At 58.6% G+C, this 21,969-nt stretch carries 22 protein-coding genes; 9 read left to right on the forward strand and 13 right to left on the reverse strand.

Going from position 1 to position 21,969, the window contains the following annotated elements; translation table 11 throughout:
- Positions 1–45: 45 nt before the first annotated feature.
- From ACI94_RS02755 to ACI94_RS02775, 5 genes are all read right to left on the reverse strand, one after another.
- A complete protein-coding gene (locus ACI94_RS02755; protein ID WP_066958260.1) occupies positions 46–984 on the reverse strand; it encodes a radical SAM protein in 939 nt (312 codons plus the stop codon).
- A 248-nt stretch (positions 985–1,232) separates the two neighbouring features.
- The gene (locus ACI94_RS02760; protein ID WP_286681067.1) at positions 1,233–1,598 is read right to left on the reverse strand and encodes a hypothetical protein; all 366 of its coding nucleotides are present in this window, start codon (positions 1,596–1,598) and stop codon (positions 1,233–1,235) included.
- A 37-nt stretch (positions 1,599–1,635) separates the two neighbouring features.
- Positions 1,636–2,259, reverse strand: coding sequence for an ArsR family transcriptional regulator (locus tag ACI94_RS02765; RefSeq protein ID WP_066958256.1), 624 nt, complete (start codon positions 2,257–2,259; stop codon positions 1,636–1,638).
- A 36-nt stretch (positions 2,260–2,295) separates the two neighbouring features.
- The gene (guaB, locus tag ACI94_RS02770) at positions 2,296–3,762 is read right to left on the reverse strand and encodes an IMP dehydrogenase (RefSeq protein ID WP_066958255.1); all 1,467 of its coding nucleotides are present in this window, start codon (positions 3,760–3,762) and stop codon (positions 2,296–2,298) included.
- Between the two features lie 3 nt (positions 3,763–3,765).
- Positions 3,766–4,455, reverse strand: a complete 690-nt coding sequence (locus tag ACI94_RS02775) for a (5-formylfuran-3-yl)methyl phosphate synthase (protein ID WP_066958254.1) — start codon at positions 4,453–4,455, stop codon at positions 3,766–3,768.
- A gap of 44 nt (positions 4,456–4,499) precedes the next feature.
- Between ACI94_RS02775 and ACI94_RS02780 the strand changes: the two genes are divergently transcribed.
- Together ACI94_RS02780 and tmk are read left to right on the forward strand one after the other, a co-directional pair.
- On the forward strand, positions 4,500–5,180 hold the full coding sequence (locus ACI94_RS02780) for a HisA/HisF-related TIM barrel protein (RefSeq protein ID WP_066958253.1): 681 nt from the start codon (positions 4,500–4,502) through the stop codon (positions 5,178–5,180).
- Positions 5,174–5,791: a dTMP kinase gene (gene tmk, locus ACI94_RS02785; RefSeq protein WP_066958252.1), complete on the forward strand. Its 618-nt coding sequence runs from the start codon at positions 5,174–5,176 to the stop codon at positions 5,789–5,791. Before ACI94_RS02780 ends, tmk begins: the two co-directional genes overlap by 7 nt.
- Here tmk and ACI94_RS02790 read toward each other — a convergent pair.
- A complete protein-coding gene (locus ACI94_RS02790; RefSeq protein WP_273259077.1) occupies positions 5,748–8,342 on the reverse strand; it encodes a valine--tRNA ligase in 2,595 nt (864 codons plus the stop codon). The two genes, tmk and ACI94_RS02790, sit on opposite strands and share 44 nt — an antisense overlap.
- Positions 8,343–8,537: 195 nt before the next feature.
- On the opposite strand from ACI94_RS02790, the gene ACI94_RS02795 reads away from it, so the two are divergent.
- Complete coding sequence (locus ACI94_RS02795; protein WP_286681068.1) at positions 8,538–9,734, forward strand: DUF92 domain-containing protein; 1,197 nt, start codon at positions 8,538–8,540, stop codon at positions 9,732–9,734.
- 417 nt (positions 9,735–10,151) lie between these two features.
- On the opposite strand, the gene ACI94_RS02800 is transcribed toward ACI94_RS02795, so the two are convergent.
- Positions 10,152–10,979 (reverse strand): hypothetical protein, encoded by an 828-nt coding sequence (locus ACI94_RS02800; protein WP_286681069.1) that lies wholly within the window; start codon positions 10,977–10,979, stop codon positions 10,152–10,154.
- 2 nt (positions 10,980–10,981) lie between these two features.
- Entirely contained in the window at positions 10,982–11,482 is a 501-nt protein-coding gene (locus ACI94_RS02805; protein WP_286681070.1) for a pyruvate kinase alpha/beta domain-containing protein, read from the reverse strand.
- A 173-nt stretch (positions 11,483–11,655) separates the two neighbouring features.
- Here ACI94_RS02805 and ACI94_RS02810 point away from each other — a divergent pair, with 173 nt between their 5' ends.
- Positions 11,656–12,825: a redox-regulated ATPase YchF gene (locus ACI94_RS02810; protein WP_066958244.1), complete on the forward strand. Its 1,170-nt coding sequence runs from the start codon at positions 11,656–11,658 to the stop codon at positions 12,823–12,825.
- A gap of 109 nt (positions 12,826–12,934) precedes the next feature.
- Positions 12,935–13,255, forward strand: a complete 321-nt coding sequence (locus ACI94_RS02815) for a hypothetical protein (protein WP_066958242.1) — start codon at positions 12,935–12,937, stop codon at positions 13,253–13,255.
- Positions 13,256–13,500: 245 nt separating this feature from the next.
- Here ACI94_RS02815 and ACI94_RS02820 read toward each other — a convergent pair whose 3' ends face one another.
- The 4 genes from ACI94_RS02820 to larB form a co-directional block, all read right to left on the reverse strand.
- On the reverse strand, positions 13,501–14,337 hold the full coding sequence (locus tag ACI94_RS02820; RefSeq protein WP_286681071.1) for a hypothetical protein: 837 nt from the start codon (positions 14,335–14,337) through the stop codon (positions 13,501–13,503).
- A gap of 84 nt (positions 14,338–14,421) precedes the next feature.
- The gene (locus tag ACI94_RS02825; protein WP_286681072.1) at positions 14,422–15,723 is read right to left on the reverse strand and encodes a hypothetical protein; all 1,302 of its coding nucleotides are present in this window, start codon (positions 15,721–15,723) and stop codon (positions 14,422–14,424) included.
- Between the two features lie 44 nt (positions 15,724–15,767).
- Positions 15,768–16,274 (reverse strand): nicotinamide-nucleotide adenylyltransferase, encoded by a 507-nt coding sequence (locus tag ACI94_RS02830; protein ID WP_066958237.1) that lies wholly within the window; start codon positions 16,272–16,274, stop codon positions 15,768–15,770.
- The gene (gene larB, locus ACI94_RS02835) at positions 16,271–17,044 is read right to left on the reverse strand and encodes a nickel pincer cofactor biosynthesis protein LarB (RefSeq protein WP_066958236.1); all 774 of its coding nucleotides are present in this window, start codon (positions 17,042–17,044) and stop codon (positions 16,271–16,273) included. Before larB ends, ACI94_RS02830 begins: the two co-directional genes overlap by 4 nt.
- A gap of 48 nt (positions 17,045–17,092) precedes the next feature.
- On the opposite strand from larB, the gene ACI94_RS02840 reads away from it, so the two are divergent.
- Genes ACI94_RS02840 through ACI94_RS02855 form a run of 4 tightly spaced genes read left to right on the forward strand, consistent with a single transcriptional unit; the run spans position 17,093 to position 21,544 of the window.
- A complete protein-coding gene (locus ACI94_RS02840) occupies positions 17,093–17,425 on the forward strand; it encodes an ABC transporter permease (protein ID WP_066958234.1) in 333 nt (110 codons plus the stop codon).
- Between the two features lie 16 nt (positions 17,426–17,441).
- The gene (gene hisS / locus ACI94_RS02845; protein ID WP_066958232.1) at positions 17,442–18,674 is read left to right on the forward strand and encodes a histidine--tRNA ligase; all 1,233 of its coding nucleotides are present in this window, start codon (positions 17,442–17,444) and stop codon (positions 18,672–18,674) included.
- Positions 18,661–20,463 (forward strand): DNA topoisomerase VI subunit B, encoded by a 1,803-nt coding sequence (locus tag ACI94_RS02850; protein WP_066958231.1) that lies wholly within the window; start codon positions 18,661–18,663, stop codon positions 20,461–20,463. The genes hisS and ACI94_RS02850 overlap by 14 nt, the downstream gene beginning before the upstream one ends.
- On the forward strand, positions 20,456–21,544 hold the full coding sequence (locus tag ACI94_RS02855; RefSeq protein WP_066958230.1) for a DNA topoisomerase IV subunit A: 1,089 nt from the start codon (positions 20,456–20,458) through the stop codon (positions 21,542–21,544). The genes ACI94_RS02850 and ACI94_RS02855 overlap by 8 nt, the downstream gene beginning before the upstream one ends.
- Before the next feature lie 49 nt (positions 21,545–21,593).
- On the opposite strand, the gene ACI94_RS02860 is transcribed toward ACI94_RS02855, so the two are convergent.
- A complete protein-coding gene (locus ACI94_RS02860; RefSeq protein WP_066958228.1) occupies positions 21,594–21,953 on the reverse strand; it encodes a helix-turn-helix domain-containing protein in 360 nt (119 codons plus the stop codon).
- Between the last annotated feature and the right edge of the window lie 16 nt (positions 21,954–21,969).

Genomic DNA, 21,969 nt, shown 5'->3' on the forward strand with positions numbered 1-21,969 from the left:
ATTCCTCTGGATGCGCGAATGAATAGTCTTTTGTGCTCCGCTGCCTCATGGGAACCCACGGGAAAGACCGTTTTCCTTCGCGCACCTGATGGCATACTCATACTCTCGTGCAGTAATCGGGCGCTGCAGTGCCGCGAGCACCGGACTTCTCCCACCTTCGGCCGCCTTCCATGCCGGGTGGTACTGGGCCATGATATTCACGTAAGCGTCTTTGGAGATCTCCTCGGCGATGAATCGCATTACGATCTCGCTGTTTGCAAGGTTCCCCGGGAGCACCAGGTGCCTGATGATCATACCCCGCACGGCTATGCCGTCTCTGATCTCCAGGTCCCCGACCTGCCGATGCATCTCCTTGAGCGCAGCCCGCATGCGGGCAGTGTAGTCAGCGGCATGAGAGAGTTCCCATGCCACATCGTCCCGCCCGTATTTCGCGTCAGGCATGTAGATATCGATGACGCCGTCAAGGAGCCGCAACGACTCCACTGAGTCGTAACCCCCGCTGTTATACACCAGCGGGATCTTGAGACCGCGATCGGCGGCGAGGGCGACTGCACGGAGGATCTGGGGGACGACGTGCGAAGGTGAGACGAAGTTGATGTTGTGGCATCGGCGTTCCTGCAGACGGAGCATGATCCCGGCAAGTTCGTCGCATGAGACTGCGTAGCCGATCCCGCACTGGCTGATCTCAAAGTTCTGGCAGAACTCGCATCGCATGTTGCAGCCAGAGATGAATATTGTTCCAGATCCGTACCTCCCGACCAGTGGTGGCTCTTCACCGAAGTGTGGACAGTAACTCGAGATTCTTGGCAGGAGTCCGATCCGGCAGAACCCGAGTTCGTCATCAGTACGGTTCACATGGCATTCCTGGGGGCAGATGACGCAGTCGCGGAGCACTTCGTACGCCTTCTTCGCCCGCTCCTCCAGTTCGCCGCTCCGGGATAGATGCACATATCCGGGTAGCAAGGCCTCTTCCACCTCAGTCATACCTCCCTGTACCGGGCATGAGGGGTAGGGTTAATTAACCCTTCTCTCCCCGGTATGGCCGCGGCAAGTAGCCCTCCTTGGATTGACTCTCTCAGCTCCCGCCCTCTCTGCGCCTGTTATCTGCTGCAGGGCTCATTACATAAGGAGATGCGGGGGATATGACAAATGAGCAACCACGGCCCGCAGCCGTGGGCGGTCAGGGGGCCGATAGGCTGCAAAAAAGTGACGTAAAAAGAGGGTTCCTTGCCTTAAGGGCGGACAAGTTCCCCCTGAATGGGCTTCTTCCGGCAGACTGCGTCAATCACGCCGTGCCGTACGTTGTAGAAGCTGTGCGGGATATCAATCTCGCAGTCGAGATCGATGACCGTCTCCTCGTCTCCTCCGACGCAGAGGGTCACGGAGTTATTTTGGAATGTGACGTATGGGGCTCCCTGTGCTCGGGTGTCCACTGCCGCGGTGATGAAGATACAGTCGTCCCCCTCGATCACCTCAAATTCGGGCCCCTCTTCCTCCTCGTAGGGGTAGTAGGGCACCCCTTCGGGTGGACCGCTGATGATCGTAAACCCGATGATCCTTGGCTCCTGAAGAGGCATATCGCTCAGAATCTTCTCCATTATCCGTGCGATATTCTTAAACATCTCATCGTATGGATTAATCGCCATAAGTACCACGTATTTTGTATCGATTGTTGGTCTGCTTGACAACCCCTGTATACATGAGGTTATCCAGTCTCTGTTTCAGCTCATCCGTGGACAGGCCGCTCGCTTCCTTGAGTTCCATGAGTGTCATGTCTGCGTGAGAGAGGGCAAGGATGATCTCGATGTCCTTATCGTCCGAGATAAGGCCTCCCTTCATGCGCATGATCTCAGCGAACTTCGATTCGATCTCCCGCTCCAGTTGTTCGAGGTTATCCAAGAGTTCGTCATGAACCCTGACCATTCTTTTGAACATCTCAAGGTCTCTGGCAAACCTTTCCTTTGGATCCTCTTCAACCGAGGGGAGTATAATTCCATCCAGTTTCTGCAGGTTTACGATGACATTGATGTCGTGCGAGAGATAGTAATACTTTCGCCTGCGCTCGTCCTGGCAGGAGATGAGGATTTTCTCGCGCTCCATCATCTGTAGATGTTCGATAACCGCTTTTGGACTGATCAGGAGACGTTCTGAGATCTCCGTCACAAAACACGGCTTCTGCCTCAATAATTCTATTATTCGTCGCCTGTTCCGGTTTCCCAGAATATCAAGGAGGCGGGAAACCTCGCTGCCCTCAAGCATACTTACTAAATGTTAGTGTTTTGTGTATAAAAAAGGTTACTCAAAGAGGCGGTAGTTCGGCGCCTCGTCGGTGATCATGATGTTGTGCGGGTGGCTCTCACCATACCCAGCAGGCGTGATTCTGATGAATTTCCCGTTCTTCTTTAAGTCTGCTATCGTCTTTGATCCGGTGTAGCCCATTGCGGACTTCAGGCCGCCGACGAGCTGGTATATAACATCCGAGACCCGGCCGACGTAGGGAGTGACCCCCTCGACGCCCTCGGGAACGAACTTGGTCCTTCCGATGTGCTTCTTCTGGAAGTAACGATCGCTCGATTCGCCGCTGCTCATGACGCCAAGCGATCCCATTCCGCGGTACTGCTTGTAGCGCCGGCCCTTGATCGTTGTTATTCGCCCCGGTGCTTCGTCGGTACCGGCAAAGAGACTGCCGGCCATTATGCAGTCCGCACCTGCAGCAATCGCTTTTGCGATATCACCGGAGTAGCGGATCCCGCCGTCGGCGATCACCGGCACATCTGCCTCATGCGCCACCTCAGCGACATTCGCTATCGCGGATATCTGCGGGACGCCCACACCTGCAACAATCCGCGTCGTGCAGATGGAACCCGGTCCAATGCCGACCTTCAGCCCGTCGACAGAATCTACCAGGGCGGAGGCCGCCTGGCTTGTCGCGATGTTTCCGGCCACCACATCGATCGTGACGCTGCCTTTAATCTCCTTGACGGCTTTCACGACATTCATGTTGTGGCCATGAGCGCAGTCTACTACCAGGGCGTCTACGCCTGCCTCGACAAGCATCATGGCGCGGTTGAAGTCGAATGGTCCCACGGCAGCGGCAACGCGGAGCTTGTCGTTCGCATCCCGGTTGGCGAGGGGGTACTGCCTCTTCTCCAGGATGTCGCGCATCGTGATGATGCCGACAAGACGCCCATCCTCATCAACGACAGGGAGGCGCTCGACCTTGTTTGCATACATCGTCTCGAGCGCATTCTCTGCGGTGATGCCCTCCGAAGCCGTGATCAGTTTCTTGGTCATGTACCCGGTGATCTGCGCATCGCCTTTCTTTGGAAGGATTGCCCTGATATCCCTGCGGCTGACGATGCCGATCACTTTATCGTCCTCGACGATGGGGACACCGCCGATACCATACTGCTTCATGACCTGTTCGACTTCGGTGACCGTGGACTCTGGCCCTACAGCCACGACCTCGCGCTCGATCAGATCCTCGGCCTGTTTGACGACCTTGACTTCGGCAACCTCCCGCTCAGCGGACATGTTCCGGTGAATGACGCCGATGCCGCCTTCGCGAGCCATCGTTATCGCCATCAGCGACTCGGTTACCGTATCCATGGCGGCGCTCACGAGTGGAATATTTAGGGGGATATTTCGTGAGAACCGCGACCTGACGTCGGCTTCATCGGGCTCGACCCAGGATTCGGCGGGCACGAGCAGCACATCATCAAACGTGAATGTTGTTTCCAGTTTCATCTTCTCGATGTACATACATCACCTGATCATCATCATTGCTTTCTCTACCAACTCTGCCCTGATCGAGTCGGACCGATCGCCTCCGCAGACCATCCCTCGGACGCCGATGATCTCGGGGTTGATTCGTTTTAATGCGTCAAGGTCCTCGAACTTCAGCGAACCCGCAAGGGCCGTCTGCAGTCCGAGGTCACGGTTCTGTTCGGTGAACCGCACCAGTGCCTCTTCGTTCATAAAATCAAAGAGACCCTTCCCGTCTTTAATACCTGTGTCGATCATGGCGACATCCGCCCCGGCATCCGCAACCAGCTGACTGATGTCGAACGGGGAGATCGTGTTCAATCTCTCAAAATCGGCATACGCAGCGATCACAACGTACTTTTCGGGGAACTCCTGTTTGACTGCCGTGGTCACGGCCTTAATGACGTCTCTGGCACGTTCGGCCCCGTCAAACATCAGGCCGACCTTGATATAATCAGCGCCTGCGTGTGCGGCACCGTATGCAGAAAGAGCGGCCGTTCCCGGTTTATACTCATTGTCCCCGATTGCAGCACTGACGGGCTTGACGCCGGCGATCTCTTTGATTCCCCGGATAACCCAGGGAAAATTGGCACCCAGTGACCCTTCAGAGGGTTGCTTTACATCGATGATGTCAGCGGAAAGCGAGCTTTTTGCCTCCTCAATGCTGCTTGGACTGACGAGTAATTGCATAGAAATTAATGATCCTTCTCCCTAATAGTGATTGCGTTGAGGACATGGAACTGATTCTTGCGATAGATCTGGCAGGCGGTCTTGTGGTGCATGGGAAGTCTGGAGACCGCGCCGGCTACCGCCCCCTCACCTGGGGGCTAGCCCCTTCGGCTGAACCGGAGGCCTATCTGGCCACCTTGCAACCCAGATATATCTATATTGCGGATCTCGAGAGTATCCAGGGCAGACAACCACAGGACAGTCTTGTCCGGCGTTGTGCCGCTCTCGTTGAGCGGTGCTACCTCGACCGGGGCTGTCGTTCACCTGCTGAATGCACGGCGGTTTCCGGCGTGATCCCGGTCGTCGGCACCGAGACGGCGGCGAGAACGATCGAAGACCTTGCGGCGTACCGGACTGGCTATCTCAGTGTAGATATCAAGGATGGGCGTGTACTTCCCTGGGGCATCCAGCCGGTGGAGATGCTGCGTCGTGCATCCGGGCTTTCGTTTGAGGGATGCATCATTCTGAATATCGGCGCCGTAGGAACGGAGCGGGGACTTGACCGCAAAGACCTTGAGGAGATGCGTTCGTCTTATCCCGGTCGCCTCTTCTATGGGGGCGGTGTTGCCGGAATCGACGATATCCGGCTCCTTGCTGACGTTGGATTTGACGGAGCGATCGTCTCAACCGCCGTCCATCATGGTGCGATACCGCTTGAGTGGATCCAGAGAGGGCACCCATGCTGATCACCATCGAGGGGATCGACGGGAGCGGGAAGAGCACGCTCCTCGCCAGTCTTCGGGAACTGCTCGCCGACCTCGATCCGCTCTTCACTCGCGAGCCCGGCTCCACCTGGGTCGGCGGTTCGGTACGGCGGGCTGTTGCCGAGCGGATGGACCCGATCACCGAGGCATTGCTCTTCTGCGCCGATCATGCCGCGCATATCGAGACGGTCATCCGACCCGCGCTTGAGGAGGGAAGGCTCATCATCTCGGATCGCTACTCCGATTCACGGTTTGCCTATCAGCCGGTCGTCCTTGACGGCGTCATTCCCGACCCTCTCTCCTGGCTTCGCCGGATCCATGAAGGGTGGTCAATCCGGCCAGATCGGACGTTTCTTCTGGTTCTGCCCATCGAGGATGCCATATCAAGGCTTGATCCTGAAAAGAAGAGAGAGTATTTTGAGAGCCCCGAGATCCTCGCGCGGGTGCAGGAAAACTATCTGAACCTTGCAGCAGCGGATCCCGCCCGGTTTATCATCGTCGATGCACTTCTCCCAAAAGAAGAGGTTGCAGGGTTCGTGGCAGACGAGATCAGGACGTGTGCCCGATCGTCACGATCACGTCCCCGAACGTGAGGACGTCCACCTCTTCCCCTGCCACCTGGTAGGTGACCTTTGGCGTAAATGAGCCGGGCGGCACAGGGATCTCCTCTCCGTCGACCATGACGGTTGCCGGCGGATTCTTGAGTTGCTCCGGCGGGAGCGCCTCGATGGCCTGCATGAAGCGCCTGGCCTGCTTGCGCAGCGCCGGGCCGATGACGGCCATATTGAAGTCTATGCCGCTCATGACCTCCTCGAGTTTGGGAGTGCCAGTGCTCCACCGGGCGTCGGCGGCAAGCGCCCGCCCGGCGTCACCGGCGTCGTCGACCGGTTCAGGCGCATAAATCGTGACGTGGCCGAGCGGTGCGTTCAGCGCCATGCCCTTGTCGTGCTTGTAGCGCCGGATTTCCGCGACCGTCTTGACCAGGAGGTCGCCGTGACGCCGTGCCTCGTCGTCGGCGTACGTGAAGTCCGGCCAGGCCTCTTTGTGAACGCTTCTTCCCGTGAGGTGGTGGTAGCACTCCTCGGCAAAGTGCGGGATGATCGGCGCAAGCAGGCGGCAGAGAACGTCCATGGTTGTCCGAAGCGCGTTGCAGGCGCTGTCTCTGCTGCCGCCGTCAGCATACAGCCGTCCCTTCACAATCTCGATGTAATCGTCGGCAAGCGTGTTCCAGGCGAACTCCCTGATTGCCTTGAGCGCCCGGTCGAACTGGTAGCCCTCCATCGCGGCGGTGACCTCTGCGACGGTCTCGGAGAGCCGGACGAGGAGCCACCGGTCGATAAGTTCTGTCACCGGTGCTGCAGGGTCCGCTCCATGCTCAAGGTGCCCCATGACAAACCGGAAAATGTTCCAGAGTTTGGTCTGGAACCGGGACGCCGCGATGACGTCGTTCCAGTTGAACATGATATCCGATCCGGTTGCAGCACCTCCCGCACCCCACTGCCGGAGAGCATCCGCGCCATATTTCTCAACGATCTCTTCAGGGGAGATGATGTTGTTTCGGCTCTTGCTCATCTTGAACCCGTCTTCACCGAGCACCATGCCGTTCACGAGGATCTCGTCCCAGGGGTGACCGCCGACCAGAGCATTCGCCCGGAGGATGGTGTAGAACGCCCACGTCCGTATGATGTCGTGACCCTGAGGGCGGATCTGCGCGGGGAAGAGCGGGGGTTTTGCATCGGTTCCGTCCCACCCGGTTATGTGGAGCACCGATATCGAGGAGTCCATCCAGGTGTCGAGCACGTCCTTTTCGCCGATGAAATCGTTTCCACCGCACTTTGGACAGGGTTTTTTCGGTTTATCGATGGTCGGATCGATCGGGAGATCCTCTTCGTCCGGGAGGACTATCTCACCGCACGATGCACAGAACCAGACAGGGATCGGTGTCGCAAAGATCCGCTGGCGTGAGATGCACCAATCCCACTCCATCGAGTTCGCCCAGTTCTCCATCCGGGAGAACATATGCTCCGGCGTCCAGGAGATCCTCCGTGCCGCATCAAGGATCTTGTCCTGGTGAACCCGGACGAACCACTGGCGCTCCAAGAGGATCTCAATAGGGGTCTTGCACCTCCAGCAGGTCCCCACCCTCTGTTCGATCTCCTCCTGCCGCTTCAATATTCCGGCCTTCTTCATATCGGCAAGGATCGCCTCTCTGCAGGCCTCAGATGTCATTCCTTCATAGGGGGCCGCGATCGCGGTCATAACGCCCTTCCGGTCGATTGCCTTACGAAGAGCCAGGTTGTGCTGTTTCCACCAGTAGACGTCCGTCTTATCGCCGAACGTACAGATCATCACCGCACCGCTGCCGAACTCCGGGTCGACCACAATATCCTCGATGACCGGCACCTGGTGTCCGAAGATGGGGACCGTGAGCTTCTTTCCCACAAGGTCGCGGTAGCGTTCATCCTCGGGATGGACTGCCACCGCAACACAGGCTGCGAGCAGTTCCGGCCGGGTTGTGGCGATCTCGACTCCATCGAAGTCAAAGTAGTTGAGCTTGGTTGTGCGGGGAGTGTAGTTGACCTCGGCGAACGCGATAGCCGTCTCGCACCGGGTACAGAAGTTCACGGGATGCTCGCTCTGGTAGATGTCGCCGGCTTTGAACATCTTAATAAACGATGCCTGAGTCTTCCTGTAGTACTCAGGAAGCATGGTGATGTATTCATGGCTCCAGTCGGTCGAGAACCCGAGCCGCCGCATGGTCGCCCGCATCTTCTCGATGTTGCCGAGCGTGAGATCGCGGCACATCTGGCGGAACTTCTCGCGCGGTACATCGTTCTTGGTGATCCCGTAGGTCTCTTCGACCTTAACCTCGGTGGGGAGACCGTGGCAGTCCCATCCCTGAGGGAACATGACGTTGTAGCCGCGCATGCGCTTGTACCGCGCGATAAAGTCAATATAACACCAGTTTAAGGCGTTTCCGATATGGAAGTTTCCAGTTGGATATGGCGGTGGCGTGTCGATGATGAACCGGGGTTTTGGCGAAACAGGATCGAAATAGTTGTCCTCATCCCGCCAGGTGCTCTGCCAGCGCCTCTCCACTTCTTCGATATCGTAGTTTTTTGGTAACTGGTATGACGGCGACATTTTCAGCGTATGATCTCTCTCTTTTCTGTGAAATATATTGTTCGACGGATCTTTTGGGCCGTCAGGAACCCTTGCGTTGCGAGTGGATCCCTCGCTCCTGCTTCGGACCATCTTGAACTTTCGCCATGATGGACGGCACAGGTGGAGACGCCCGGATCCTAAAGGCTTTTTCCCTGAACCGCCAATACTGTAAGAATGATAAAGCAGCCGGGGTTGGTTCTGGCATCGGCGCTCACCCTCGTCTTTATTGGTCTTGCCCCACTGCTCCAGCCAGCGTGGCTGCTCACGCTTCTCCTCGTGCCGTTCTCGCTCGTTCTCTTTCTTATTCGGGATACACGGTATGTGTCGCTCTCGATCATCGCGCTTGCCGTACTCTACGGGCTAGGGTGGCTCTCGACGTTCACCTTCACCTGCACGCTCGGCATCGTCGTGATCGGGGAACTCGCATTCCGTCTTGCCGGGGAGAGACAGGCAGCATACCTCTCTCACCTGATCGCCGCCGTCGGCGTCTCGCTCGCGGTGATGCTCTATCTGGGGTATACTGCGCCGCTTGTCGTCGTGATGGGCGTGGTTGCTGCGGTCCTTCTCCGCGCGGCCCTCCGGGGGCGGGATGATGCCCTGATGATCGAGGCGCTCGGCGTGGCGATGACCATGTTCCTCTTTGAGGAGCTCAACTTCGAGGTCGACCTGACCATCCTCGCAGCAGCGGCTGCAATAGCCTTCGGCTTTGGCTACACCTCTTACCGGCTCAGGGTTGCCGATGTCAGTGGCCTCTTCTCGGGTGCGATGATCGGCATCATCCTCATCGTCTTTGCGGACGTCCGGTGGTTCCTGATCATGCTCACATTCTTCGTCATCGGCGCCGGGGCGACCCGGTACCGCTACGCCGACAAAGAGCGGCTCGGGGTCGCCCAGGAGCACGGGGGTGTGCGTGGCTACTTCAACGTCTTTGCAAACGGCCTGGTGGCAACCGGTGCCGCTATCCTCTACGGCATAACCGGGCATCCGGCCTTTGTGGCGCTCTTCATGGGGAGTGTCGCCTCCGCTGCGGCTGATACCGCGGCAAGTGAGATCGGGGTCACAGGGAAGGTGCCTTATCTGATCACGACGCTCCGACCGGTGCCCCGGGGGACGAACGGTGGGGTGACCGTGCGAGGGGAGGCGGCGGCCGTCCTTGCATCTCTCATCGTCGCCGGGGTTGCCTGGATAATGGGCGTCGCCGATCCCTGGATGGTCGTCTCCACGGTCATCGCGGGGTTCATCGGCACCAACATTGATAGCCTTGTGGGCGCAACGCTCGAAAATCATGGCAGGATAGGGAACTCGGGCACCAATCTTACGGCAACCTTCGTTGGCGGCGTCGCGGGGATGTTGATCTATCTGCTTGCGTGATGGGGCCGCGGACTCCGGTGCGATTTCTCTTTTAGATGGGCTACTGTTCGGATCAATCGGTCGGGTGCGGGCTTGCGAGATCGTGGATCCACCTTGCGGCCATCCGGCCCGCCTGAGGTTGTCCGGTTTCGGGTTTATACATCCATGCTCGCCTCCACCAATTTTGGATGTCTATATCCCCAGCCCCACCCGGCCTTCGGCCTCCTCGCACCTCGCGGTGCTTCAACTCCTGCCGTTCCGGCAGTCGTTCCCCGCCCCCGGAGGGACGGGAGGCTGTGCCCTCTCCGGAACATCGTTTGACAAAGCCTATGAACTTGCGAAGGGAGAGCGTTTGGAGCAGAAGCACCGGATAGAATTTCGAATTTCAAAAATCAGAACTAGGGAGAAAAACGGGAATATATTCCCCGATCACCCACGTCAGTATTTATACCAGCGTCCCTTCTCGTCGTACTCGCCCTGCAGGGCGAACATGCCTTCAGCATGGTTGCGGAAGAAACTTGCCTTGTAGGTGTAGAGGAACGCCGAGAAAAGGATGATCACCACAGCATAGAGGGCGGCGGTGATCCAGATTCCTTCCGTCCCGATGAGGGCGAGGATATCTCCTGGCATCAGGGTCTCGAGTTCGTCTGGACTCATATAGATGAGCGGTTCGAGTTTCTCCATGAGAAGCGCGGACCAGGCAAAGAGAGCCACAAATCCGAGGACCAGGAAGACGACGATATTCACCAGATAAAATATCAGAACGCTCCCGAGGTTGTTCATGACGAACTCGATGCTCCGTCGAATCGACTCAAAGACGTTTGTCTCTTCAAAAACCGCCACGGTATCATAGAAGAACGTGAAGAAGATGATCGAGACAAGCACCCCGAAGAGGAGCGGCGCCATACCTGCGGCGGCACCTAGACCGAGGAGTGCAAGCGGGATTGCAAGCAGAAAGACCGTCAGAATAACCGCAAAGAAGATGACGAGCGCCGGCAGGAGTATCCGGAAGTAGTAGGTCTTGCCGGACTGGAAGAACTCTCCCATGGAGAACCTCTCTCCTTTGACCATGCCATAGACCCCTCCGGCGAGGAATGGTGCCACAAGGACCTGCAGGAGTACCAGGGGCTCTGCATAAATGGCCTCCCCATATATGGGGATTACGAAGTCCAGAACCGCCAGGAGACCCATGACAAGGCCGACTGACCAGAGGACCGGGTGCTGCCGGAGGAGTCCGGCGGCATTGCCGACCGATTCGAGCGTCATGCTCACCGGTTCCTCGGCATTGCGACGATCTCGCGCACCTGCAGATCGAAGAACGACGCGGTATGCGCGGGACGGATGACGCAGACGGTGTCGGCCCCGGTTGCGGTGCCCCCGACCGCGATCACCTCTTCATCGACGCCGACCGCGCCCTGGTCCGCCGCGATGAGGACGCACTCCACCGCGACCTTCAGGCCGACCGCGANNGCGTGCGTCCCGGTGACGATCGTTGCACCCGCGGCTCGGAGAGTATCGGCTGCCTCCGATGAGAACTCCCACTCTCCGGGTTTTGAGAATCCGACCGCGTGGGTGACGACGATCAACTGGAGATCCGTCCCCGCCATGGCGTCCCGGAAGGTAAGCGCGGTCTGGCCGCTGGTGCTCGCGACCACGATCTTCTGGATCCCGAGCTCCTGCGCTCTCTCGACGGCGAACCGTGCGGCGTCGAGAGTGTTCTGTGCGCCGGGGGCATCGAAATAGTAGGTATTCCTGGTAACGAAGCCCATACTCTCATGTTGTTTTCACTCCTAATTGAATCCCCCGTTCCGGCGATGCGACAGTAAGAGTACCGGCAATAGGTAGCGGCACAGCCCTCGCCGCACCCGCGGAGAAAGAAGGTGATAAATGGTGTATTGCCCAACACTACTCTCAGCTGAACGGTGCGGTAGAGGAATTCTTCATGATAACACTGGCTATTGCTGGGAAACCAAACTGTGGGAAATCGACATTCTTCAGGGCAGCAACCCTGGCTCAGGCAGAAATTGCCAATTATCCGTTCACGACGATCGATGCCAACCATGGGGTCGCGTACGTCCGGACGGCCTGCCCCTGCCAGGAGATGGGCGTTCCATGTGGGAACTGCCAGGACGGAGTCAGGTTCATCCCGGTCGGGCTGATCGACGTGGCTGGCCTTGTCCCCGAAGCGCACATGGGAAGAGGGCTCGGGAACCAGTTCCTCGACAACCTCCGTCAGGCGGATGCAATCCTCCAGATCGTCGATGCCAGCGGGGCGACGGACGCCGAAGGAAATCCGGTCGAGATCGGTTCGCGTGACCCGGTGAAGGATATCGAGTTCCTCCAGTATGAGATGTCGATGTGGATGTACGGCATCCTCTCGCGGAATTGGGCGAAACTCCTGCGGCAGGCTCAGTCAAAGAACTTCTCTTTAGTCTCTGCGATTGCCGAGGTCTTCGCCGGCCTCGGCATAACGTTTGAGCACGTCCGCGATGCCGTCGAGGCGACCGATGTCGACTTGCGAACTGCCGGGGAGGAGGACCTGATTCGGTTCTGCCGGGAACTGATGGCGATCAGCAAACCTATGCTGATCGTCGGGAACAAGGCCGATCAGGCGCCAGAGGCGTGCCTTGATCGACTCAAGGCGCATGACGTCATCTTTGCAAGTGCGGCGGGGGAACTTGCGCTCCGGATGGCCGCCGAAGGGAAGTTCATCCGCTACCTCCCCGGCGATCAGGGTTTCACCGTGAACCCTGATGCGAATCTCAGTGCTGCGCAACGTGCAGGGCTCCAGAAGGTAGCGGACTTCATGCAGAGGTTCGGTGGCACCGGTGTTCAAAAAGCGCTGGATACCGCAGTATTCAACCTCCTTGACCTGATCGTCGTCTTCCCGGTCGAGGACGAGAATAAACTCACCGACGGCAGAGGTCGGGTGCTCCCCGACGCGTACCTCATGAAGCGCGGCTCAACCCCCCGTGACCTTGCCTACCAGGTCCACACCGAGATCGGTGAGGGGTTCCTGTACGCCATCGATGCAAGGACCAAGATGCGGATCAAAGACAGCCAGGAACTTAAAAACGGTGATATCATCAAGATCGTCAGCGTCCGGAAGTGAGCCGGGGCTGGCTTCCTTCCCCGCTCATCCCCGGGAATATGACCCGCGTTTTACAGGGTGAATATGAACCGATATATTTTTATGGGGTATTGAGAAATACTCGATCACCATGGGCGGCGAGGTCTACCAGGCGCAGATCCTCCGGAACTTCTTCGATACCATCACCGGAACGGACAGGAATCTGACGCGAATTTATATGTGTGTGGTGAGCCTCGCCAAGCTCCGCATGGAGTCCCCCGAGAAGATGATGTTCCTCGTGGACCAGTTGCGCAAATCCAAACAGAAGCGGGAACTCTCGATCGATATCATCGATTATATGTGCGACGCGGCGCGTGATCTCGAACTCTCCACGGTTCAGACCGCATTCGGTGTGAAAGACCTCAATGCGGTCGCGGACGAGTTCACCGGAATCAGCCTCGACTCACTCTGATTTTTGGTTCAGAAAGGGATCCGGGTGCCTTGGGCCAATTCAGCAGAGTCGGTGGGCTTTTGTTCATTTATCGCTTGCATTAGGCCCGGTAAAGGCTCATGAGTGTAGCAGCGCAATGTGAATCCCTGCCTGTGATGGGTGTGGAGTGCCTCACCACGATCTTGGGGCACCCCGATTGATAATCTCGTGGTATCGGCGCCGCTGCCGCAATGAGGGGGTGGAGGGGTTACCCCTGGTCGGCCCGGTCATGCGGTCAGTTTTTCTTTGTAGGATTCCAGGATCTGGATGATGAAGCGCTGGTGCTCTTCGAGCGCCTGCTCATCATCGGGAGAGGTCTCGATCCCGACAGCGTAGAGCAGGATCAGTGCGTTATCGAGATCGAGCGCAACAGGATCCTCTACCTGGTCCGGGCGGAGGCGGATGGCAAGGTCATTGTAGTCCGTCTCCTCAAAGACATGCTTGGGGTTGGTCGTCACCCGTGACTCGGCGAAGCCGCCGGCGCGCTCCTGGAGGATCAGGAGAGCTCGTTCCAGCGCGCTCTGGCGCGGGGTGATCTTCTCAAGCCGTGCGAGTGTCTCCTTGCTCTTTTCGGCTGCATTATCATAGAGCCCGAACTTATACGTCAGCAGGGACTGCGCGATCAGGTGTCCGGTCTCCTCGTCGACCAGGGAGATGATCGGATTGATGCGGCCGATGTACTCATTCAGTATCTGCTTCATGGTCTTCTTCTCTGCCTTTGGCGCATTAAACGTTTTTTCCACCCGAACCGCGAGGAGAGTGATCGTTGCAGCGAAGAATATCTGCACAATCGGGCCTCCTGAACTGATCTCGTTGGGTATAACGAGGATGAAGAATGCAAAGAGCGGTGTAAAGATCGAAACGAGATCTTTGCGCGGTTTATGATATGCCTGATAACAGAGAACGAATGAGGCTATCACGCACCCCGCGACGCCTGCCAGGATCGCATACGGGATCCCGGCGGTGGCGAGCAGCAGTCCTATCCCGATACCTCCGAACGAGATTGCCGGTACCGCTAACCAGCGGTGTGGGATTGACCCGGATGAGGTAGTGTCTGTTGTCATCAACTCTTCTCAGGAAGTATTTGTGCACCGAAACATTAAACAGGGTTTCCTTTTGGATGAGGATGGCCGATTTTTCTGCCCCGGCTAGATGGACGGCGACGGGAGGTCGGGTACGTCCACCTCCACTTCCTTACCGGCAAGGGCGGCAGCGCGGGATTGAAGATTCTCGCGCTCTTTTGCATAGGATGCCCGCGCTGCATTCTCCTGGTCCTCTGCCCGGCTCAGTGCCGAACGCATCGCATCGCGCTCTCTCTGCAGTTCTGTGAGCGCGGAGGTGAGCCGCTGTTCCTCGACCACTACCGGGAGTGCGGCCAAGGCCTCCTGCAGCGCTGCATCCTCCTCCCGGACCTCGCGCTCCCGCTGCATGACCTCACTTAACTCGGCAGGCAGGGTCTCTGGGTCCGAGAAGAGACGGATCTCATCCTGATTCTTCAGAACAAGATCCCCCTGCCGGACCATGGCGAGCGTCGCCGGCATCGCTGCCTCAATCAGTCGAACCAGGTTCTCTTCGTCACCCGACGGGCGGTTCGCGTATGCATCGAGGACCCGATTGATTGTCGTGGCCGCTGCATTGTTTCCTGTCTTTCTCGCGATCTTTTCGGCCTTGCTGAAAACATGGAGAGATGGGTTTCGCAGAGTTAGAATCTCTCGCTCAATTTTATCTTCAAGGTCTTTAAGTTCCCGGATCTTCTTCTCAACCTCATCTTTCTTGGTATAATCCGGCCGCAGTTTGAGGGCAGCCAGGCCCTCCTCCGTCTCCCGGATCTTCCCGCCAATCCCCTCGATTGCCTCCCGGGACTTCTGTATCTCGGCAAAGACCGCTACATTTTCTTCCCGGATCCTCACGAGGGATTCGTATGCTCTCCGGACCTCTTCCACCTGCTGTTGGCCCGTTCGAGCGCGGGTGATCGCCTCTGTTAGCGTGTTGATCCCCCGCCCCAGTTCCCTGATGGCCGCGCGCACCTCCTTCATCTCGTCCGGGTAGAGAGCGGAGAGGTATTTCCCCTGCCCTTTGACCGCCCTGAGTACACCCTTTAGGATCTCGGCGGCGGTAGCATAGAAGGTCTCCGGGTCTCCCGAAGGGTCACGGGAGAGGATCTGGGTCATCGATTTTGTGAACTGAGGGAGCGCCTTCTTTGATATATCCCGGAGCCGGGGGTGAACCTCCTCATTCCCCTCCGTCGTCTTCATGCGAGCAACGATCTCCCGAAGATTGTCGAGGGCGCTACGGATTGCTTCTTGCGGTGGTTTGGCCGCATCGGAGAGTTCGCGCCCGATCTCCTCCTCGCGGGCATCCAGCCATGCGGGAAGCTCCTCAAAAGAGAGTTTCAGGTTCTCCTCAACTGGTTCGGTTCGTTTAAAGAGGTCTCGCAGTTGCTTAAACATGACTTCACCGGATTGCGACGGCCATCCCCATCAGGTTTTGCCCCTCAGTCGGTCCTCGCGATCTGCCGCAACCGCTCCACCCCGTGGACCTCCTTGATGACGTTCACCACGGCAGGAGGAACCAGGTGCTCCCAGGGCTCGCCGTCAAGCATCCGCTGTCTGATGGCGGTGCCGGAGTATGTCAGCCGCTCGTACATATCGATCGATTTGACGGTCATCCCTGCCTCGGTAAAGAGTTGCACAACGAGGGGATTTGAAGAGTAGACGGTATCGAACGGAGGGGTCATTGCCCGGACGTGGGCAACCCAGAGAGCGTTGCGCTGAATATCCTCGATGGGGATGACATAGAAAGGGCAGTCGAGGTCCGCAAGGGACTGTGTGAGCATCAGTACCCGTTCTCCAGCCGTGAAGGGATTCGTTATTGTATGGGACTCCTGGGCACTCCCCACCCCGATGACGATCTCGTCGGAAGAGCATGCTATCTGCTCCAGCACCTTCTGGTGCCCGTTGTGGTATGGCTGGAAGCGCCCGATGTAGAATCCCCGGGTCATGCCCGGTGGCCTCCGTGTGCGATCTGTGCGGCAAACGCGCCTGCCGTGAAACCGGCGTCGATGTTCACGACTGCGAGGACCGAACAGGCCTGAAGCATGCTCGCAAGCGCCGCTTCCCCGCCGCCCATGTAGCCGTATCCGGTGCTGACGGGGACACCAATCACCGGGCGGTCGACCAGTCCTGCGACAATCGCAGGAAGTGTCCCTTCCCGGCCGGCGGCCACGATGAAGACGTCCGCCGGTATCAAGTCCCTGATCGCCGAGAAGAGACGGTGGATCCCGGCCACTCCGACATCGTACGCCGTTCGAACCTCGCATCCCATCTCCTCGGCTATCAGCCGCGCCTCCTCGGCGACAGGGATATCGGATGTTCCTGCGGTCAGGATGGCGACGGTTCCCCCATGGCGAACGGGTTCGGCCCCCGTAGAGAGGATGACGGCCCGTGCCGCCTCCCTGTGTTCCATCCGGATCTCCGGCGGGAGACGGTTCTCGAGGGCTTTGAGATGCTCCGGGGAGACCCTCGTCGCAACGCTTCTGCCGGCCGCCTTCACCTGAGTAAGCATGATCTCTGCAAAGGCTTCTGGCTCCTTCCCTTCAGCGAGCACCACTTCGGGGATCCCACAACGCACGCTTCGTCCGGCATCAATCCGGGCCATACCGTCGATTATCTCGATGCGAAGCCCTTCGAGGGCACCCACAGCCTCGTCTTCAGATACCTCACCGTTACGATACATTCGGAGGATGTCCCTGATGGTGGTATTCGGCTGCATAGTTTCGATAACAAAAATAGGGGTGGAAGTATAATATTACTTCATCTCATGTCCTATCTTGCCTACGTTGCGGGGTTCGGCGTTGCCGTCACCGCCTTCCTGTGGCTGCGCGACCTGCGCATCTTTTACCGGACCGGTCTTCCCGGCTACCGGAGAGCAGCCTACTGGGGAGTCCCCTACACGGCGCTGGCCCTGCTGGGTTTTTTCGTGACAGCATATGCCGAAGCCTGGGAGTTCCTCGGTCTTGGGCTGGTTCTTCTGGCCCTCTATCTCCAGGGCAGGGTCGACCGGGAGAACGTATGGCATGGCGAGAGTGCCCGCGAGAGGTTCTTTGGCAGGGCGCCGCGCACAAGTGATAAGGGTTCACGCAAGAGACTATGATTTGGGAGAATACCGAATGTTTCAGAAACCACGGGGTACGCGGGACTTTTTACCCGACGAGATGGAACGGCGGCGGTTGATCGAACAGCGGATGCGGGAAGTGGCCCGCAGATGGGGATATCGGGAGGTCAGTACGCCCGACTTCGAGCATCTTGAGCTCTTCACGATGAAGTCCGGCGAGGGGATCATCCAGGAGATGTACGTCTTCGAGGACAAAGGCGGGAGAAAGTTGACGCTTCGGCCAGAGGTGACTGCGGCGACTCTCCGGATGTATGTCAACGAAGGCAAGGTTCTCCCGAAACCGATCCGCTGGTGTTACTTCGCCGACTGCTTCCGCTACGAACGCCCGCAGAAAGGACGTTACCGGCAGTTCTGGCAGTTCGGCGTCGAACTCATCGGCGCGGATACGGCCCTCGCCGACACCGAGGTGATCATGCTCGCCGACGACATGCTCCGGTCGACCGGGGTCACCTTTGACCTCCATGTCGGTCATCTCGCGCCGATGAAGCATATTCTCGCCGAGCTGGCGCCCGAAGAGCAGCGGGCGATCATGGCATACCTCGACAAGCACGATAAGGAAGGGCTCGAAGCGGCGCTCGTTGAGAGAAATCTCACCCACCTTGCCGAACCGCTTGCGGCCCTCTCGGAGTGCCGCGAGATCGCCGAGGTCTTTGAGGTCGCGGGCGACGTCCCTGAGCGCGCCCGGATCGAGGAGACGTTTGCGCTCCTCGACTCCCAGAACATCAACTACCAGCCGGACTTCGGGATCGCCCGGGGGCTCGACTACTACACCGGGATGGTCTTTGAAGGGTTCGCAAGGAACCTCGGCGCGGAGAACCAGATCCTCGGCGGCGGCACCTACCGCCTCGCCCACCTCTTCGGCGGCGACGACGTCGCTTCCTGCGGGTTTGCCATCGGGTTTGACCGGGTGATGGTCTCGATCGGGGACTTCGATCTTGCGCATGAGCCCGTTGTCGGCGTCGTCTGCACGCCCGAGGCACGGGTACGGGCACTCGAAGTCGCCCGGGCCTTCCGGAATGCCGGGATCCGGGCCGAGGTCGACCTGATGCAGCGGGGGATGGGCGCCCAGGTCTCCCACGCCGCAAAGACCGCAGACGTTGCCGTTATCCTCGGGAAGCGCGAGGTCGAAGCGGGCACGGTGACCCTCAAGGACCTCCACTCCGGGGAGCAGCAGGAAAAGAGCCTTGCGGACGCCATCGCCTGGGTGGCACGACATGGTACTTGCTGAGGATCTCGCCAAGCAGCAGCGGAGCATCAGCGTCGCGGAGTTCTTTGAGAAGAACAAGCACCTGCTTGGTTTTGACTCCCCGACGCGGGGCATCATCACCACCATCAAGGAGGCGGTGGACAACGCTCTCGATGCCTGCGAGGAGGCCGAGGTTCTTCCCGATATATTCATCAGCATCAAAAGGGTCGATACCGAGGTCTACCGGATAACCGTCGAGGACAACGGCCCGGGGATCGTGCCGGAGAACGTCCCGCTGGTCTTTGGAAAACTCCTCTACGGCTCCCGGTTCCACCAGATCCGCCAGAGCCGTGGGCAGCAGGGTATCGGGATATCGGCAGCGGTGCTGTATGCGCAGCTCACCACCGGAACCCCGGCACGGGTCACCTCCCGGACGGGGGCAAAGGTGAGGGCTCATCAGTTCGAGTTGATGATCAAGACCGAGACCAACGAGCCCGAGATTATCAGCCACGAGGAGATCGATTGGGACCGGACACACGGCACAAGGATTGAGATCCAGTTCAAGAGCAGCCTTGCGGCAAAGAAGCGGCTGATGGATTATCTCCGCCTCACCGCAATCGTTAACCCGCATGCCCGGATCACGGCCGAGATCGATGGCGAAGTGACCGTGTTCGAGCGGGTGGCAAACGAGGTCCCACCGTGTCCGAAATCCATACTCCCCCACCCCCATGGGATTGAGTTCGGGGCGCTCAAGCGGCTCGCGGCCGCGAGCACCGGGACCGTCGAGGAGTTCCTCATCGGGAGTTTCTCCCGCGTCGGGAAGAAGACCGCCGACGAGATGATCGCGCTTGCCGGGCTCAAACCCACCCAGAAGGTAAAGAAGCTCGAACCTGAGGAGTTGACCCGGCTCCTCGATGCCATGCAGGCCGTGAAAGTTCCGGCGCCGCCGGCGCAGCAGTGCCTCTCCCCTATCGGCGAGGACCTGATCTGCAAGGGGCTTGAGAAGGAGATCCAACTCGACTTCATCAAGGCCCGGACGCGCCCGAGCATGGTCTACGGCGGGCACCCGTTCATCATCGAGGCGGCGATCGGCTACGGTGGCAAGATCCCCCCTGAAGGGAGCGCCCAGATCTTTCGATTCGCAAATCGCGTCCCCCTTCTCTACCAGCAGGGTGCCTGTGCAATCACAAACTGCGTCTCGCAGGTGAACTGGAAGAACTACGGCCTCTCGCAGCAGGGCCTCCCCATGGGTCCGGTGCTCATCATGGTCCACGTGGCGTCTACGAACGTCCCCTTCACGAGCGAGAGCAAGGACGCTGTCGCCTCCATCCCGGAGATCGAGCGGGAGATCGTTCTCGTTCTCCAGGAACTCGGCCGGGAGCTCAAGACATATCTTTCCCGCCGCGAGAGGAAGAAGCAGCAGGACGACCGCGCGAGAGCTATCTGCTCGGTCATCCCCGAGATCGCCGCGAAAGTGAGCGAGATCGTGGAACTCCCCCTGGTGGACACTTCACCGATCGAGGGCAGGATCATGCGTAAGGTCGTCGCGAAGAAGCGGACAATCGATGGGAAGGTCCGTATCGACGTGAACAACTACACTGAAAGAGAGGTCACCTTCGTCCTCTACAACCTCTCCCGGGATTCGGCCGACGACGCAGATCCCCGGCCTGACTTCGTGGACGAAATAGACGGGGATTACAACAAGGTCTGGCGGCGTACGCTTGGGCCTGGTGAGGTCTGGCGGGTGGTCTACACGGGGTCGGGCGATGGAACGCTCGATCTGCGCGGCGTGGAGGATGAAAAGAAGGTGGTGGTGGATCTCGATGTCTAGGGAAGAGATGGATGCACTTGCAAAAGAGCGGCTGATGAGTATCGCCCGCGAATGGTACGACCAGATGCGGGACGGCATCGTGCCGTTCATCCGGTTGCCGACGCGGACGAAGCATAATATCGCATACGACGACGAGAGCGATGTCTGGAAGTACGGCGAGCGGGAGAGCACCCGGACGGCAACGACCGAAAAAGGCGCGATCCACCTGCTGAAGATGGCTTACGTCATCTGGTTCCTGAAGAGTCAACTTGTAGAGAACCGATCGTCGACCTTGAGAGAACTGTATTACATCTCCGAGGGCTGGAAGAAAGCGAAGTTCGCCGCCCAGGACGAGAGCAACCTCCTCATCGAGGATCTCGAGATCATCACCGAGATGCAGCGGGAAGCGTTCCACCTCCGGCCGGAGGAGGACGGAGCCTCGATCTTCGGTCCCCTGCGGATCCGGGAGACCACCCGGAGAGGTGTCAAAGAACTTCACTGCCAGGAGGACGTCGGGGAGGCGGGCTATCCCATTCCAAATAACGTCGATAATCTCGAATTCGTCGATCACGATGCGAAGTTCGTCATTGCCATCGAGACCGGCGGTATGTACGCCCGTCTGATGGAGAACGGGTTCGATGAGGACTACGGGGCGATCCTGGTCCACCTCAAAGGGCAGCCGGCACGGTCCACGCGACGGGTTTTACGGAGACTCAACGAGTCGCTCAACCTCCCCGTCGTGGTCTTCACCGACGGCGATCCATGGTCCTACCGGATCTACGCGAGCGTCGCTTACGGCTCGATCAAGAGCGCCCACATGTCGGAACTTCTCGCGACCCCGCAGGCGCAGTTCATCGGGGTGCAGCCCTCCGATATCGTTGACTACAACCTCCCCGCCGACCACCTCTCCGAGAAGGATATCAATGCTCTGAAGGCTGAGCTGACCGATCCCAGGTTTGCGACCGATTACTGGCGTACCCAGATCAACCTGCAACTCGATATAAAACTGAAGTCAGAACAGCAGGCGTTTGCGAGCCGGGGGCTCGACTTCGTAACGAAAGAGTACCTGCCGGCGCGGCTCTCGGATATGGGCGTGATCTGAGGAGAGGTTTCAAGGGGCACTAGAACTGAAGGGAGCCGGTTTCCGGCTCTCACAGTACACAGTCCCGGCAGTCCTGTGCCCCGCACGCGCGGTTCTCGATCTTCCACCTGAGCGCCCATCGCTTGATCTCCCGGATCACCCCGACCAGCTCAAGCCCGCTTGCGGTGAGCGTGTACTCGGTCTTCACGGGGAATGATCGGGCCTCCACTCTTCTCTCGACGAGACCTTCCTCCTCAAGTTCCTTTAAGCGGGCAGAGAGGACCTTTGCCGTGATCCCCGGGAGCCGCTCCTTTATCTCGGTGAACCGCCGGGTGTAGTTGTCTCCCTTGTAGAGTTCGAGGATGATCAGGAGCATCCACTTTTTTCCTAGATATGTAACGGTCTGATTGACCGTACACTCGTCCTGCATGGTATAATTAGAGAAA

The organism is Methanoculleus sp. DTU007, from assembly GCF_001512385.1.
Lineage (GTDB): Archaea > Halobacteriota > Methanomicrobia > Methanomicrobiales > Methanoculleaceae > Methanoculleus > Methanoculleus thermophilus.